Origin of the sequence: Pantoea phyllosphaerae (assembly GCF_051025595.1) — a bacterium.
In the GTDB taxonomy this organism is placed as follows: Bacteria; Pseudomonadota; Gammaproteobacteria; order Enterobacterales; family Enterobacteriaceae; genus Pantoea.
In genome coordinates this window covers 372,247-388,244 of the sequence record NZ_JBPFDE010000001.1, presented here as the reverse complement: position 1 = coordinate 388,244, position 15,998 = coordinate 372,247, and the positions used below count along the sequence as shown (strand labels likewise).

General features: G+C 61.3%; 14 protein-coding genes. 2 read left to right on the top strand and 12 right to left on the bottom strand.

Translation table 11 applies throughout. The features are described from left to right. Window positions 1-23: 23 nt before the first annotated feature. The 8 genes from ACR6A7_RS01730 to ACR6A7_RS01695 all read right to left on the bottom strand — a co-directional run bounded on the left by ACR6A7_RS01730 (window position 24) and on the right by ACR6A7_RS01695 (window position 8,775). Window positions 24-1,826, bottom strand: coding sequence for a DNA/RNA non-specific endonuclease (locus ACR6A7_RS01730; RefSeq protein WP_434123032.1), 1,803 nt, complete (start codon window positions 1,824-1,826; stop codon window positions 24-26). A gap of 124 nt (window positions 1,827-1,950) precedes the next feature. Continuing rightward, the gene (locus tag ACR6A7_RS01725) at window positions 1,951-2,121 is read right to left on the bottom strand and encodes a hypothetical protein (protein ID WP_434123031.1); all 171 of its coding nucleotides are present in this window, start codon (window positions 2,119-2,121) and stop codon (window positions 1,951-1,953) included. A 107-nt stretch (window positions 2,122-2,228) separates the two neighbouring features. After that, window positions 2,229-3,647 (bottom strand): EmmdR/YeeO family multidrug/toxin efflux MATE transporter, encoded by a 1,419-nt coding sequence (locus ACR6A7_RS01720; protein ID WP_434123323.1) that lies wholly within the window; start codon window positions 3,645-3,647, stop codon window positions 2,229-2,231. Between the two features lie 119 nt (window positions 3,648-3,766). Next, entirely contained in the window at window positions 3,767-4,516 is a 750-nt protein-coding gene (locus ACR6A7_RS01715) for an ABC transporter ATP-binding protein (RefSeq protein ID WP_434123030.1), read from the bottom strand. Next, complete coding sequence (locus ACR6A7_RS01710; RefSeq protein ID WP_434123029.1) at window positions 4,509-5,384, bottom strand: ABC transporter ATP-binding protein; 876 nt, start codon at window positions 5,382-5,384, stop codon at window positions 4,509-4,511. The genes ACR6A7_RS01715 and ACR6A7_RS01710 overlap by 8 nt, the downstream gene beginning before the upstream one ends. Further along, on the bottom strand, window positions 5,377-6,633 hold the full coding sequence (gene livM / locus ACR6A7_RS01705; RefSeq protein ID WP_434123028.1) for a high-affinity branched-chain amino acid ABC transporter permease LivM: 1,257 nt from the start codon (window positions 6,631-6,633) through the stop codon (window positions 5,377-5,379). Before livM ends, ACR6A7_RS01710 begins: the two co-directional genes overlap by 8 nt. A 28-nt stretch (window positions 6,634-6,661) precedes the next feature. Next, the gene (locus tag ACR6A7_RS01700) at window positions 6,662-7,576 is read right to left on the bottom strand and encodes an ABC transporter permease subunit (RefSeq protein ID WP_434123027.1); all 915 of its coding nucleotides are present in this window, start codon (window positions 7,574-7,576) and stop codon (window positions 6,662-6,664) included. An 83-nt stretch (window positions 7,577-7,659) separates the two neighbouring features. Then, the gene (locus ACR6A7_RS01695) at window positions 7,660-8,775 is read right to left on the bottom strand and encodes a branched-chain amino acid ABC transporter substrate-binding protein (RefSeq protein ID WP_434123026.1); all 1,116 of its coding nucleotides are present in this window, start codon (window positions 8,773-8,775) and stop codon (window positions 7,660-7,662) included. A gap of 346 nt (window positions 8,776-9,121) precedes the next feature. Here ACR6A7_RS01695 and ACR6A7_RS01690 point away from each other — a divergent pair, with 346 nt between their 5' ends. Next, window positions 9,122-10,576: an AMP nucleosidase gene (locus tag ACR6A7_RS01690; RefSeq protein WP_434123025.1), complete on the top strand. Its 1,455-nt coding sequence runs from the start codon at window positions 9,122-9,124 to the stop codon at window positions 10,574-10,576. Between the two features lie 72 nt (window positions 10,577-10,648). Here ACR6A7_RS01690 and ACR6A7_RS01685 read toward each other — a convergent pair whose 3' ends face one another. Beyond that, a complete protein-coding gene (locus ACR6A7_RS01685; RefSeq protein ID WP_434123024.1) occupies window positions 10,649-11,200 on the bottom strand; it encodes a hypothetical protein in 552 nt (183 codons plus the stop codon). A gap of 312 nt (window positions 11,201-11,512) precedes the next feature. Further along, window positions 11,513-12,811, bottom strand: a complete 1,299-nt coding sequence (locus tag ACR6A7_RS01680; RefSeq protein ID WP_434123023.1) for an NCS2 family permease — start codon at window positions 12,809-12,811, stop codon at window positions 11,513-11,515. A gap of 429 nt (window positions 12,812-13,240) precedes the next feature. On the opposite strand from ACR6A7_RS01680, the gene ACR6A7_RS01675 reads away from it, so the two are divergent. Further along, window positions 13,241-13,975, top strand: coding sequence for a response regulator (locus tag ACR6A7_RS01675; RefSeq protein WP_434123022.1), 735 nt, complete (start codon window positions 13,241-13,243; stop codon window positions 13,973-13,975). 23 nt (window positions 13,976-13,998) lie between these two features. Here the strand turns inward: ACR6A7_RS01675 and ACR6A7_RS01670 are convergent, their stop codons facing one another. Both ACR6A7_RS01670 and ACR6A7_RS01665 read right to left on the bottom strand, forming a co-directional pair. Further along, on the bottom strand, window positions 13,999-14,937 hold the full coding sequence (locus ACR6A7_RS01670) for an ABC transporter substrate-binding protein (protein WP_434123021.1): 939 nt from the start codon (window positions 14,935-14,937) through the stop codon (window positions 13,999-14,001). Between the two features lie 69 nt (window positions 14,938-15,006). Further along, window positions 15,007-15,987, bottom strand: coding sequence for an ABC transporter permease subunit (locus ACR6A7_RS01665; RefSeq protein WP_434123020.1), 981 nt, complete (start codon window positions 15,985-15,987; stop codon window positions 15,007-15,009). Window positions 15,988-15,998 lie beyond the last annotated feature (11 nt).

The following is a 15,998-nucleotide window of genomic DNA, read 5'->3' as shown; positions in this document are numbered from 1 at the left end:
TTTGGACGCCGCAAGCGCAGCGGCTAAAGCAGATCCTCCCAGTTCATAATCAGCTTCGCCGGCAGCGGCTGCGCCAGCAGGCTTTCATCCGGTTGCCAGCTCTCCCAGTCGCGAAAAGCGGCGAAGTTCAGCCCGGTCAGCGTCTCCAGCGCGCTGACCGTCACGCGGTACTCGTCAACGTTAGGGCGCGGCGTCGTCTGCGCATGGGGCAGCACGCGGCGCGGCTCATCCAGCAGCTCCGCCTGGCTGACCAGCAGCGCCGTTGCCTGCGGCTTCCCCGCCGCGTTGATGCGCAGCACCACCTTCCAGAACATCAGCGGCACCTGCCATTCCGCATACTGCCGCCACTGGTCGTTCAGGACCGGGCCGGTGAGCACGCTAATTTTCCGCTTCGACGCCAGCACGCCCGACTCCAGAATATAGCGCTCCACGCCCTGCCAGTACTGCAGGCTCTGGTTGAAGCGAAAATGCTGCGGCGAGCAGTTGGTAAAGTGAAAGGTATCTTTGTTGGCGCGCACCGCTTCCGCCGCCGTGCCCCAGGTGGGATCGCTGCGGCGCGTAAGATGGCCGCGATCGAACCAGCGGCTGAAGGCGCTGTAAAAGGCCTGGCCGGTGACGTAGCGGCTGTCGATACGGCTCTCGTCAACCCAGCGATCCCCCTCCTCCAGCAGCGACGGCTGGCCGTTGCCGCGATCGATGGCGATATAGCGCGCGCCGTCGATGTTGGTGGCGGTAAAAAAGGCGAGCCGCCGCTCGGCGTTCATCAGCAGGGAAAAGTGCTCGTAGTCGAGCTGCGCGTCTGCACCCTGACGGCCGTCGCGCAGCGGCGCCACCTCGGCGGCGCGCGGCGCGATAATAGCTGCCAGATCGATCGGCGCGCCCTCAAGGAAACCCGGCTGAAAACCGTCGCGGTTGGCGTAGCCGCTCTCCGACGCGGCGGAGGCGGCCAGCGGAGCCGCGCTGTCGCTGGCGGTCAGCGCCTGCATCAACAGCGCCTGCTGCGGCGCAGGCAGCTGCGGCAGCTCGCCCTTCAGCCAGTCGATAATGGCGCTGATGCGAATCCCTTCATTCACCCAGCCGTCGTCGCTTTCCACGCCGCCGTGGTGCAGCGCCACCAGCTGCCAGCCATCGTTGAATACCGGCGCGCCGGACGAGCCGCCGTCGGTATCGGCCGCGTAGTGCAGCAGCTGCGCGTGACGCGCCAGCAGCGCGTTGTTGCGCAAGGTAATCTGCTGCGGCGCGCCGCCCGGATGGTGGATAAGGTTGAGGCTGATGCCCAGCGCATGTTTGTCGTTGCGATCGTTCAGCGCAATCGGCTGCGGCGCCTCGCCGCCTCCGCCAGTAACCTCCCCCAGCGCAATCAGGGTGCAGTCGAGCGCATCGGTGGGGCTGGTGAGAAAAAAACGGGCGGCATCGACGCCATACGTAACGCCGTCCACCAGCTCGCCCGCCTCGCTGCGCCGCCAGCCGAACTGCAGGGTGACGCGGCCCGTCGCAGGCGGCGCTGGCAGCAGATGATGGTTGGTAATAAGCAGGCCGCCGTGGGTGAGAAACGCACTGCCTGCAGGCACGCCATCGTCGCGCAGCAGCGCCACGCCGCGCGCGCAGGCCAGGCCCTGCGCCAAAAAGGCCACCGGCAGCAGATCGTTGCTGTTGCCGGTAATGACGCCCTGACGCAGATGCTGTTGAAAGGCGTAGCGCTGCGCGCGGGCGCGATCTGGCTCCGCGGTAACGCCCTGCGCCAGTGCGGCGCGGGTCTGCGCGCGCTGCTGCGCGGTCAGTGCCAGCCGCGCGCTCATCAGCGCGGCGCTCTCTTTATCGCTCATTCGCTTCTCCAGGATAAAAGGCATGCTGCCCTTTTAACCATAGCCGCTGCGGCTGTACCGCAGGCGAAAAAAAAGCCCGCCGGGTAAGAGTGGGCTTTAATTCCGGTAGCGATAACAGGGGGCGCTATTTCTCATGGTAGCGATGCACGGAGGGAAAATATTCAAAGCCGTAAAGCTGGCTGATGGGAAGCAGCAGCTCCTGCTCCAGGCTTAATTCACTCTCGCCGTGCCCATCGCGTTTGCGCGCCTGCCAGATGGCGACGCCTTTTTTCCACAGCTGCAGCAGTGCTTTCATCGGGTTGATCCTCCGTTATTGAGAGGTTCAGTAAACCCCTGGTACAGCCGTAGCTGAACCATTATTTTCTGCATTTTATTGCCAGAAAACAGCTAAACGCCCGGCGGCTACTGCTGCTTCGCCATCTTTGCCACCATTTTGCGGTAGTTATCCAGCCACTTACCGCTCTTCAGCCGCCACCAGAAGCAGGCGCCGCGCACCGCCCAGTCGAGGAACATGCCGAGCCAGACGCCGACCACGCCCATGCCGAGCATGATGCCCAGCACGTAGCCCACCACCACGCGCGCGCCCCACATGCTGAACATTGAGACGTACATAGTGTAACGGGCGTCGCGTGCCCCTTTCAGCCCCGCAGGCAGCACCCAGGAAGCGGCCCAGATCGGCATAAAGGCGGCGTTGAGCCAGATCAGATGCTGGGTTACGCTGATTACGTCCGGATCGCGGGTATAAAAGCGCGCCAGCACGCCGGAGAGGGGCACCGTCATAAACGCCAGCGCGCAGAGACAGAGGCTTGCCAGCCAGAAAACATGCCTGATCTGCCGCTCCGCCTGATAGACCTGGTTACGCCCAAGGCGGGTGCCGGTGATAATGGTTGAGGCAGAGCCCAGCGCATTGCCCGGCAGGTTGATCAGCGAGGCGATCGAGAAGGCGATAAAGTTGCCGGCGATGGCGTCGGTGCCCATGCCCGCCACAAACACCTGTGTCAGCAGCTTGCCGCCGTTAAAGAGCACTGATTCAATGCTCGCCGGCACGCCTATCCCTAACACCTCCATCAGGATTTTTAGGTCCCAGCGGCGAAAATAGCTCGGCAGGCTGATCTTCAGCGAGGCGTTAAAACCGATCATCAGCACGTAAATCACGCCGATTGCACCGATATAGCGCGAGATGGTCAGCCCCAGACCGGCACCGACGAAACCCAGCCCCTCCCAGGAGAAGGCGCCATAAATCAACACGCTGCTGATAACGATATTGAGGATGTTCATCCCGCCGTTGATCAGCATCGGGATTTTGGTATTCCCCGCGCCGCGCAGCGCGCCGCTGCCTATCAGCGCAATCGCCGCCGCCGGATAGCTCCACGCCGAGGTCTGCAGGTAGCTCAGCGCCAGCTCTTTGACTTTGGGCTCCGCGCCGCCGGCGATCAGATCGATGATCAGATGCCCCCAGAGCTCGATGGCGAACACCAGCACCAGCGACAGCACCGTCATCAGCGCCAGCGACTGGCGCGTGGCGGCGCGGGCGCGCTTGCCGTTGCGCTTCGCCAGGCTGAAGGCGACCACCACCGTGGTGCCGAGGTCGATGGCGGCGAAAAATGAGATGATGATGATGTTGAAGCTGTCCGCCAGCCCAACGCCTGCCATCGCCTCTTTGCCCAGCCAGCTCACCAGGAATGTGCTTAACACGCCCATCAGCATCACGCACAGGTTCTCGATGAAGATGGGCACCGCCAGTGGCGTGATCTCACGCCAGAACAGCGTGCGATAAAAGCGACGTTTGGGATACCACGCCGTACGCTTGATCGCCTGCATCACTGCTACGCCAGGATTTTGCAAGGGAATAACCAAATCAGAACAGATTGGACAGGAGTTGTAATGATGGGTGCGCTTAACTATTTATGCAAAGCGTTTCCCTGATTTTTCAATCATTATTACACTCTTTTCTCGCTCGTCACCGCAGCTGCTGCCGCGCCGCCCAGATAGGCGCTACGCACCTCCTCATTATCGAGCAGCTCCCGCCCGCTGCCGCTGAGGCGAATCTCCCCGTTCGCCATCACATAGCCACGGTCGGCGAGCGCCAGGGCATGACGGGCGTTCTGCTCGACCAGAAACAGCGTCATGCCCTGCTGCGTCAGCTCACGCAAAATGGCGAAGATCTGCTTCACCACAATCGGCGCCAGCCCGAGGCTCGGCTCATCGAGCAGCAGCAGCCTGGGACGGCTCATCAGCGCACGGGCGATGGCCAGCATCTGCTGCTCGCCGCCGGAAAGGGTCATTGCCCGCTGCCTGCGCCGCTCCAGCAGGCGCGGAAAGAGTTCATACATGCGCGCCAGATCGGCTTTCTGATGCGCGCTGCCGATGGCAATAGTGCCCATCTGCAAATTCTCTTCTACGGTCATATCAGCAAAAATCCGCCGGCCTTCCGGCGCCTGAGCAATGCCGCTGGCGGCGATAAAGTGGGTTGAGCGCTGGCTAATGGGCTCTCCCTGAAAGTAGATCTCCCCCTGCGCAATGCGCGGCTGGCCGAAAATCGACATCAGCAGCGTCGATTTGCCGGCGCCGTTGGCGCCGATCAGCGCCACGGTCTCGCCGGGCTGCACGCTCAGCGACACCTTTTTTAACGCCTGCACCGGGCCGTAGTAGAGATCGACCGCGTCAAATTTCAGCATCGGTTCAGCCATGAAGATCCTCCTCCTCTGCGCCAAGATAGGCGGCAATAACGCGCGGGTCCTGCTGAATCTGGCGCGGCGCACCCTGTGCAATCACGTCGCCGTGGTCGAGCACCACGATATGGTCAGAGATCGCCATCACCATCGGCATATCATGCTCGATCAGCAGCACGCTGATGCGGTGATCGGCGCGCAGGCGGTGCAGAATCGCGCTCAGCGTCTCGGTCTCCACGGGATTGAGTCCCGCCGCCGGTTCGTCGAGGCAAATCAGCTCCGGCTGAGTGCACATGGCGCGCGCGATCTCCAGCCGCCGCTGCTGGCCATAGGAGAGCGTGCCGGCCAGCCGATTGGCCGTCGGTGCCAGATCCACCGTCTCCAGCCAGTAGAAGGCGCGATCGAGCGCGCGGCTCTCCGCCTCGCGATAGCCGCGGGTATTGAAAATTCCCGCCAGCAGGTTGCGGTTCGCCAGCATATGCTGCGCCACCAGCAGGTTCTCAATCACCGACATGTCGCGGAACAGGCGGATATTTTGAAAGGTGCGCGCCAGCCCGGCGCGGTTCACCAGGTGCGCGCCGCCGAACATCTTGTACCAGAGCCGCGATCCCAGCTGCGTCGGGCGCAGCCAGTCCTGCGGCTCGATTTTCTGGCCGAGGATCTGAATGACGTCGGTGCTGCGCGCCTGAGCATTCAGCAAAATGCGGCCGCCGCTGGCGCGGTAGAAGCCGGTCAGGCAGTTAAACACGGTGGTTTTGCCCGCGCCGTTAGGGCCAATCAGCGAGGTGACCGAGCCGCGCTGCACACGCAGGCTGACGTCGTTAAGCGCCTTGATACCGCCGAAGCGCATCATCAGATGATCGACCTGCAAAATAGCGTCACTCATGGCGCACTCCTTTACGCGGCGCGACGCCGACGCGGCTGGTGCGCACCAGGCCGCGCGGCCGCCAGATCATCATCAGCACCATCAGCATGCCGAACAGCAGCACGCGGTATTCGGCAAAGCTGCGCAGCAGCTCCGGCGCCACCGTCAGCACAAAAGCGGCCAGCACCACGCCGAGCGTCGAGCCCATTCCCCCCAGCACCACAATGGCGAGGATCAGCGCCGACTCGAAAAAGGTGAACGAGGTCGGATTGACAAATCCCTGATAGCTGGCGAAAAAGACCCCTGCGATACCCGCCGTCGAGGCGCCGAGCATAAAGGCGGAGAGCTTCACCAGCACATGGTTTAGCCCCATCGCGCGACAGGCGATCTCATCTTCGCGCAGCGCTTCCCAGGCGCGCCCGATCGGCATACGCGTCAGGCGATGTTTGATAAACAGCACCAGCGCCACCACCAGAAGCAGCACCACGTAGAGAAAGATAAACTTCATATTGGGGTTGTAGTCGAGGTGGAAAAACGCATGAAAAGGGACACCGCCTTCGCGTGCGCGTCGCCCAAACTCCAGACCGAGAAAGGTCGGCGACGGCACGGAGACGCCGTTCGGCCCGCCGGTAAAGCTCAGCCAGTTGGTCAGCACCAGACGGATAATCTCGCCGAACCCCAGGGTGACAATCGCCAGATAGTCGCCGTGCATGCGCAGCACCGGAAAGCCGAGCAGCGCCCCGGCGAAAGCGGCCAGCAGCGCGGCCAGCGGCAGCATGCTCCAGAATCCCAGCCCCAGATACTGATAGCCGAGCGCCAGCCCATAAGCGCCGATGGCGTAAAAAGCCACGTACCCGAGATCGAGCAGCCCCGCCAGCCCCACCACAATATTGAGCCCCAGCCCCAGCAGGACATAGATCAATCCGAGGATCGCCACGGTCAGCAGATATTTGCTGGAGAGAAAGGGAAACAGCAGCGCCACCGCCAGCAGCAGCGGCAGGATCCAGCGCAGCCGCGAGCGGTAGCCCGGCTCGCGCACGTAAACGCCGTCGTCCGCGCCTTCGACGCGCCGCAGCAGCGCCCGCCCGCGCTCGGTCTGCAAAAAGAGGCTAAGCAGCAGCCGTCCCGCCATCACCACCGCCACCAGCAGCGCCACGCGCGCAGGGGCGAGCTGGAAGGCGTACCCTTTCAGCACCACGCCGACGATCGGTCCGAACACCACCACCGCAATCAGCCCGGCCAGCAGGGTTTCACGCAGCGCCTGAGACACACTGATAGATCGCCTCATCACCGCGCCCTCATACTTTTGCCACCAGCGGACGGCCAAGCAGCCCCTGCGGGCGGAAGATCAGGATCACCACCAGCAGCGCGAACGAGAAGACATCTTTGTAGTCGGAGTTCACCAGCCCGGCGAACTGCGCTTCCGCCACGCCGAGCAGCAGTCCGCCCAGCATTGCGCCGGGCAGCGACCCGATGCCGCCCAGCACCGCTGCGGTGAACGCCTTGATGCCGATGATAAACCCGGCGTAAAAATCGAAGGTGCCGTAATTCATCGTCACCAGCACCCCTGCCAGCCCGGCCATCGCCGCGCCGATCACGAAGACCAGTGAAATCACGCGGTCGGTATTGATGCCGAGAATGGCGGCCATGCGCCGATCCTGCTGCACCGCGCGGCAGATACGGCCGAGGCGTGTGTACTGAATAATCCAGGTAAGCAGCGCCATGCCGCAAAAGGCAGCGGCAAGAATAAAGAGCTTGGTCCAGGTGATCTGCACCATCCCACCGTCAAACTCGACGCGCAGCACGCCGGTCAGCAGCGTTGGCACTCCCTGCTGATTGGGGCCCTGGCTCAATTGAACATAGTTCTGCAGGATCAGCGACATGCCGATGGCAGAGATCAGCGGCGCCAGCCGCGTCGAGTGGCGCAGCGGCCGATAGGCGATACGCTCAATGGTCCAGCCGTAGACCGCCGTCACCACCACGGTGAAGAGCAGCGTGCCGAAAATCAGCAGCGGGAAAGAGTGCACGCCGAAGAACGAGAGCAGCGCCAGGCCGATGGCGCAGAGATAGGCGGAGATCATATAGACCTCGCCGTGCGCGAAGTTAATCATACCGATGATGCCGTACACCATGGTGTAGCCGATCGCGATCAGGCCATATACCGCGCCCAGCGTCAGCCCGTTGATCAGTTGCTGAAGTAAGAAGGCGTCCATAACGAAGTCTCTGCACAAAGCGGACCGCGCAACCGGGCGGTCCGGACAGGAAACGCCCTGCGCTGCGCAGGGCGGGCTCAGGCCTACAGCTGGTGATACTTGCCTTTGTCGTCCCACTGATAAACGACGTAATCGGAGATTTTCAAATCGCCTTTTCCGTCCCAGGCTTTTTTACCCATCACGGTCGGCACGTCGTGAGATTTCAGCCATTCGCTGGCTTTCTCGTTATCTTTGCCTGCGCCCTTATAGGCGGCCGCCAGCGCCTGAACAGAGGCGTAGGCGTAGAGGGTATAGCCTTCCGGCTCGAAGCCGCCTTTGCGGAACGCATCAATCACCGCTTTGCCGTCGGCGATCTGACGCGGATCGTTGCCGAAGGTCATATAGATGCCGCTGGTGTATTGCGGCCCGCCCGCGGCGGTGACCAGCTCCTGCGTCACGATGCAGTCGCCGGAGAAGAAGTTCGCTTTTACGCCCTGCTCGCGCATCTGGCGCACCAGCGGACCGGCTTCGGGATGACAACCGCCAAAATAGACCACGTCGGGATTTGCCTGGGCGATTTTGGTCACCAGCGCGTTAAAATCTTTCTCGCCGCGCGACAGGCCCTCATACATCACCTCTTTGACGCCGCGCTTCTCCAGCGCTGCTTTGGTGGCGTCGGCCAGCCCCTGACCGTAGGTATCTTTATCATGGATAATCGCGACCTTCTTCGCTTTCAGCTTGTCGAGCATAAAGTTGGCGGCGATGGCGCCCTGCTGGTCGTCGCGTCCGCACATGCGAAACAGAGTTTTCATGCCGCGCTCGGTGATTTGCGGGTTAGTGGAGCCTGGCGTAATCGACAGCACGCCAGCGTCGTCGTAAACCTCAGAGGCTGGCATGGTGCTGGAGGAGCAGAAATGGCCAACCACCGCCATCACCTTATCCTGATCGACCAGCCGGTTCGCCACCGCGACCGCCTGTTTGGGTTCGCAGGCGTCGTCGCCCTGCACCAGCACGATTTTCTCGCCGTTAATGCCGCCCGCCGCGTTAATATCCTCTGCCGCCTGCGTCGCCCCTTTCCAGTACTGTGCGCCATAGGTGGCGTTAGGGCCGGAAAACGGCCCGGCGACGCCGATTTTTATATCGGCCTGCGCGCTAAGCGCTACGCCGATACAGCCTGCTATTACGACGTTTAACGACAACTTGATCAGTTTCTGAGACATGCTGTCTATCCTCGACACAGTGAATTTGCGTTCGCCAGACCACGGAACAGGCGCGGTGAATGTTTTTATCCGGTTCGGACCGACCAGGCGCGGCGACAGAGGCCGCTGTTTATTGCAAGCAAGAATCTCGCCAGAACGAAACGGGACGCGGGATTTCGCCAAAGGAAGGTGGCAACGCCAGCGACAGCGCACGACGTCACCTTCTGATTCATTTAAACGTAGGCGGGGAATGGCAACACGCCAGCACCCTGTTGGTGCATAATGCGGTCGATCACAGATTCTTGCTTTGCAGCGGCGGCAAAACCGCTAAGCTGTGGGGAAAGTTCGCTACATATCAGGAGAGTTTATGCCTACACAACGGAACGGCCTTACCCGCCAGCAGGCGCTGGATGAACTGGAGCGTCTGTACGATAACGCGGTGAACGCGCTGCGCGCGGCGATAAAAACCTATACCGAACAGGGCACGCTGCCTGAGGCGGAGGCGCGTCGCCAGGGGCTGTTTGTCTACCCTGAACTGCGCATCACCTGGCGCGGCGAAGGCCCGCAGCAAAACCGCACGCGCGCATGGGGACGTTTCACCCATACCGGCAGCTACAGCACCACCATCACGCGCCCGGCGCTGCTGCGCCACTATCTCAGCGAACAGCTGGCGATGCTGGAAAAAGAGTATGAGGTGGAGATTCAGGTTGGCCCGTCCAGCCAGGAGATCCCCTACCCTTACGTGATTGACGGTTCCGATCTGTCGCTGGACCGCACCATGAGCGCCAGCATTGCGCGCTATTTTCCTACCACCGAACTGTCGCAGATCGGCGATGAAACCGCCGACGGCCTGTTTAACCCGGACGCCGTTTTCCCCTTGTCGCACTTCGACGCGCTGCGCACCGACTTCTCGCTGGCGCGCCTGCGCCACTACACCGGCACCTCAGTAGAGCATTTCCAGCCGTTTGTGCTGTTCACCAACTACACGCGCTATGTGGATGAGTTCGTGCGCTGGGCGACTGAGCAGGTGCGCGACCCCGCCAGCGACTATGACAGTCTGGCCTGCGCGGGCGGCGCGGTAATCACCGCCGATACGGCGGAGAGCGACGCGGCGATGCTGGATCTGGCGTGGAAAAAGCATCAGATGCCGGCCTGGCATCTTACCTCGCCTGGCCGACGCGGCATTACGCTGGTGAATATCGGCGTTGGCCCATCCAATGCCAAAACCATCTGCGATCACCTGGCGGTGATGCGGCCGCACGCCTGGCTGATGATCGGCCACTGCGGCGGCCTGCGCGAAAGCCAGCGCATCGGCGACTACGTGCTGGCGCACGCCTATCTGCGCGACGACCACGTGCTTGACAGCGTGCTGCCGCCCGACATTCCGGTACCGAGCATCGCGGAGGTGCAGCGCGCCCTCTATGACGCCACCAAAGCGGTGAGCAATATGCCCGGCGAAGAGGTCAAGCAGCGTCTGCGCACCGGCACCGTGGTAACGACGGACGATCGCAACTGGGAGCTGCGCTACTCCGCTTCGGCGCTGCGCTTTAACCTGAGCCGCGCGGTGGCGGTGGATATGGAGAGTGCCACTATCGCCGCGCAGGGCTATCGGTTCCGCGTCCCTTACGGCACGCTGCTCTGCGTTTCGGACAAGCCGCTGCATGGCGAAATCAAGCTGCCGGGCCAGGCGAACCGCTTTTATGAAGGGGCAATTTCAGAGCATCTTCAGATCGGTATTTGCGCGGTAGAGCTGCTGCGCGCCGAAGGGGATAAGCTGCATTCACGCAAACTGCGAACCTTTAACGAGCCGCCGTTCCGGTAATGGCTTAGCGCACGAGGGAAGCCTCGAGCTTTTCATCTCCCAATATAGCGAGGCAGCGCGCATGCTGCCTCGCTATATGTTCACCATAAATTCTCTCGCCAGCCAGCCAAGCACGGCCAACACAGCCGGAACCAACAGCGTCCAGGTGATGCGATCGTTAAGGCGGTCGAACTTTTCGTCTATGCGCTCAAACTTCTCATCCATGCGGTCAAACTTCTCATCCATGCGGTCAAACTTTTCGTCTATACGCTCAAACTTCTCATCCATGCGGTCAAACTTTTCGTCTATACGCTCAAACTTCTCATCTATGCGGTCAAACTTTTCGTCTATGCGCGTAAATCTCTCATCAATCCGGGCAAACTGGGCTGCTGACCGGGAGAAGCCTTCGAGCATTTCACAGCGCAGCCTGAACTGTTCGGTATGCAGGCTCTCAACATCCGTTTTTGTCGCGAAGTGTTGCGAACGCTCGGTGAGTACGGCCAGGTCTGTTTTTATCTGGTGCGTATCCAGTTCAAGCCGCTCAACACGTTTGGTCAATCGCTCCATAAGGTTACCTCCTGATTGACGAAGAGGGATGCGGGGAACAGAAACCGTGCGCGGAAGCGGGATTAACGACATGTCCATACTATTCTCTCCTTTCCTTGTTACGCCTTACAGTCATGCTACCGGCACCGCCCCTGACTGTTGAGTATTTAACCAGATTGCCGCCTGGTTAACATTCCCCGTTCCGCTAATTCAGTCATAAATGGCAGGCGAAGCGCACCTGAATGCGCAGAGGCAGAGTAGCGCTGCGCCAGAAAAGCGAACACCCTTTCTGTCAAAAGCTGGAATCCGCTACGCAAATCCCTGGGGAATGAAATAAAAAAAGCGCGCAAAACGACCGACGTCTTGCGCGCAGTAAAAGAATAAGGCCACGCCAGCTGGCGCAGCGACAGATCAGGCGCTGAGCCAGCCCAGCTTGATCACGAACAGTAAAGAGAGGATCACCAGTGCCGTGTTGACCTCTTTGGTGCGGCCGCTCAGCAGCTTCACCACCGTCCAGGTGATAAAGCCGAAGGCGATGCCGTTAGCGATAGAGTACGTCAGCGGCATGGTCAGCGCGGTAACGGTGACCGGCGCCGCGGTGGTGATATCTTTCCAGTCGATCTCCGCCAGGCCGGAGGCCATCAGCACCGCGACAAACAGCAGCGCTGGCGCGGTAGCGTAGACCGGCACGCTACCCGCCAGCGGCGAGAAAAACAGCGCCAGCAGGAACAGAATCGCGACCACGACCGCCGTTAAGCCGGTGCGCCCGCCCGCGCTCACGCCCGCTGCGGACTCCACATAGCTGGTGGTCGTCGAGGTACCGAGCAGCGATCCAAACAGCGCCGCGGCGCTATCGGCCACCAGCGCGCGGCCCATTTTCGGGATATTGCCCTGCTCATCCGCCAGTCCGGCGCGTTTCGTGACCCCCAGCAGCGTGCCGGTGTTGTCGAAGACGTCGACAAACAAGAAGGCGAAAATCACGCTGACCAGGCCGACGTTAAAGGCCCCGGCGATATCGAGCTGCATAAAGGTGGGCGCGATAGAGGGCGGTGCGGAGAAGACGCCGGCAAAAGGCGACAGACCGATGCCCATCGAAATAAAGGTGATCAGCAGAATGCCGATCAGCACCGCGCCGGTGACGCGACGCGCCTCCAGCACCACAATGACCACAAAGCCCAGCAGCGCCAGCAGCGGCCCCGGCTTAGTGAGATCGCCCAGCCCCACCAGCGTCGCCGGGTTATCCACCACGATGCCTGCGCCTTCCAGCGCGATCAGCGCGAGAAACAGCCCGATGCCCGCCGCAATGCCGGCGCGCAGCGGCAGCGGAATGCTGGCGATAATCCACTCGCGGATTTTAAAAATCGACAGCGCAAAGAAGATCACCGCCGACAAAAACACTGCGCCCAGCGCGATCTGCCAGGTGTACCCCATATGCAGCACCACGGTATAGGTGAAGAAGGCGTTCAGCCCCATGCCCGGCGCCAGCGCAATCGGATAGTTGGCGATCAATCCCATCAGAACCGAGCCGATCGCCGCCGCCAGGCAGGTGGCAACGAAGACCGCGCCTTTGTCCATTCCAGTGGCGCCCAGAATGCTGGGGTTAACAAACAGGATATAGGCCATCGCCAGGAAGGTGGTGATCCCGGCGACCACCTCGGTGCAGACCGTGGTGTTATGCGCTTTTAGCTTGAACAGTTTTTCTAACATCATCATCTCTCAAGAGCGGAGACGGCACGAATGCGCGTTCTCACTTGCCAGTGTGGGTTACATGCTGATTATTGTGATACCGCACGACGCGCCGCTGCATGCTGACGGCCGCTGTCGTCACGCCTTGAATCTCCATAAGGCCTGAAGACATAGCAATCGCTATGCCAGCCGCAAACGCAATCGTTTACCTTGCCAGGCCTGGCAGTTTATAAGAGAAATCTGAACCAAAAGAAGGCGCGATTATGGTGCATTGCCCCGCTGCCGCGCAATCGTTTTCATCACCTCCTCTGCGCTGCGAAAAAATTCTGCGCCAACGCACGCTTCAGTCACGTCGATGGCGATATCGCTCACGTTTCCATCGCTTGCCAGCGCGGCGAAAAACGCGCCGTGTACAATCTTGTTAACCTTTTTTTAACCCTGAGGTCGCGCTGCATGAAGCCCGCCATTCTGGTTGTCGATGATGATAAGGCCGTCTGCGAACTGCTGCAGGATGTGCTGGATGAACAACAGTTTAGCGTTTACTGCTGCCACTATGGCCGCGACGCGGCCGCGCTGCTGGCGCAGCACGACGACATCGCGCTGGTGATGCTGGATATGATGCTGCCCGATACCAACGGCCTGCTGGTGCTGCAACAGCTACAGCGTCAGCGCCCGGATGTGCTGGTGATCATGCTGACCGGCATGGGCTCCGAAGCGGAAATGGTGGTTGGGCTGGAGATGGGCGCGGATGACTATATCGCCAAGCCTTTCAATCCGCGCGTGGTAGTGGCGAGAGCGCGCGCGGCGCTGCGGCGCGGCGGTCGGCTTATACCGCCGGAGGCGGCGGAGAGCGGCTGGCGCTTTAACGGCTGGCAGCTGGATGAAGCGCGCTGTCAGCTGCTCAATCCGCAGCGCGAAGCGGTGCCGCTGACCCAGGGCGAATATGCGCTGCTGCGCGCGCTGGTACGCCATGCGCGCAAGGTCCTGACGCGCGATCAGCTGCTGGAGCTCACCCACGGTGAAAGCCTTGATGTTTTCGACCGCACCATCGACGTGCTGATTATGCGACTGCGGCGCAAAATTGAAATCAATCCGCATCAGCCCAGCCTGATCCGCACCATTCGCGGCCTCGGCTATGTCTTTTCCGCCGATGTGGCGCGCCCGGAAGCGGTCCGGCTGAGCGCCTGAGAGGCGAACAGCCGGGAACGGTACTATTTCACCGTCCAGCCCTTGTAGCTGCCGACATTGTTGCGATCGATCAGGGTAACCGGGATCAGCACCGGCTTATCCGGCGCCGGTTTGCCCTGCAGAATGTCATAGCCGATCTCGACTGCTTTCGCCGCCATCACCTGTGGATCCTGTGCCGGGGTGGCGACGAACAGCGAATTCTTGCGCTTCAACGCCTCTTCACCATCTGGCGATCCATCGACGCCGACAATAAAGAACTCGTTGCGCTGCGCCTGTTTCGCCGCCAGATCGGCGCCGATGGCGGTCGGATCGTTGATGGCGAACACCGCGTCTACTTTCGGATTGGCCGACAGCAGGCCGGTCATCACTTCCAGCCCGCCTTCACGGCTGCCTTTGGCGTTCTGGTTCCAGGAGAGCAGCTTGATCCCGGGATGGCGTTTCAGTTCGGTCATACAGCCCTCGACGCGGTTCTGCACGGCGGAAACCGGCGGGCCGTTGATGATCAGCACATTACCCTTCTCCTTCAGGCGATCGGAGATGTATTTACAGGCCATCTCGCCCGCCTGGGTGTTGTCGGAGGTAATGGTGGCGTTGGCGCCGTCGGCCGCCACGTCGACCGCCACCACCACAATTCCGGCGTCGCGGGCGCGCTTCACCGCCGGCGCGATGCCTTTGGAATCGGCGGCGTTCAGAATAATCATGTCGACTTTCGCCGCGATAAAGTTATCAATCTGCGCCACCTGCTGGCCCAGATCGTAGCCGCTGGAGACCAGCGTCACGTTGACGTTGTCCCCCGCCAGCTCGTGCGCTTTCTTCTCCGCGCCTTTGGTGATCTGCACGAAAAACGGGTTGGCGAGATCGCCGACGGTGACGCCGATGGACTTGAGATCTTTCGCCTGGGCGAAGGTGCCGCTGAACAGCGTTGCCGCCAGCAGCCCGGTTACGATCGGATTAAAACGCATAGACCTTCTCCTGCTGTTATTAGAATCGCCAACGGCTGAATGGCGTAGGGTAAAAAAGGGGCGCCGCGTTCAGGAGACGTGGTGCCGGGTGCGATATTTGTCGATCAGCACCGCAATAATGATCACCGCGCCTTTGATCACCAGCTGCCAGAAATAGGAGACCCCCATTAGCGTCATGCCGTTATTCAGCGTGGCGATAATCAGCGCGCCGATCAGCGTGCCGGTAATGGTGCCGATGCCGCCGACGAAGCTGGTGCCGCCGAGGATCACCGCGGCGATGGCGTCCAGTTCATAGCCGACGCCGAGATTGCCGTTGGCGCTATAGAGGCGCGACGCCGACATCAGCCCGCCTAATCCGGAAAGCAGCCCGCTCATGGCGTAGACGAACACCAGCACCGCGCCGACTTTGATGCCGGTCAGCCGCGCCGCCTGCATATTGCCGCCCACCGCGTAGATATGAACGCCCAGCGTGGTGCGGCGCAGGATAAACCAGCAGACGGCGATGACGGCGAAGGCGATAACGATCAGCCAGGGCACCGGGCCGAGATAGCCGTTGCCTATCCACTCGAAGCTGATATCGGAGTTAATTACCGTGGTGCCGTTCGCCAGCAGATAGGCGGCGCCGCGCAGCGCCGTATAGGTGCCGAGGGTGACGATAAAGGGTGGCAGCCCGGCCCAGGCGACCAGAATGCCGTTGAACAGCCCCATCACCAGGCCTGCGCCGAGCGCCATGGGGATGGTCATACCGGCGAGCATCGGATCGAGCGAGGCGACCATCGCCACTACCGCCGTGGTGCCGAGCATCGATCCCACCGAGAGGTCGATGCCGCCAGTGAGGATGACAAAGGTCATACCGGCCGCCAGCACGATATTAATTGAGGCCTGCCGGGTAATATTAAGCAGGTTGCCCTCGGTGAAGAAGTTCGGCGCGACAAAGCCGAACACCACCACAATCAGCACCAGGATCGGCAGAATGCCGACGGTTTGCAGCATGTCGCCTGTCAGCGCCCGCTTAACGGTGGGCGGTTTCGCCCGCGTGGTCTCAGTCATCGCTCTCGTCT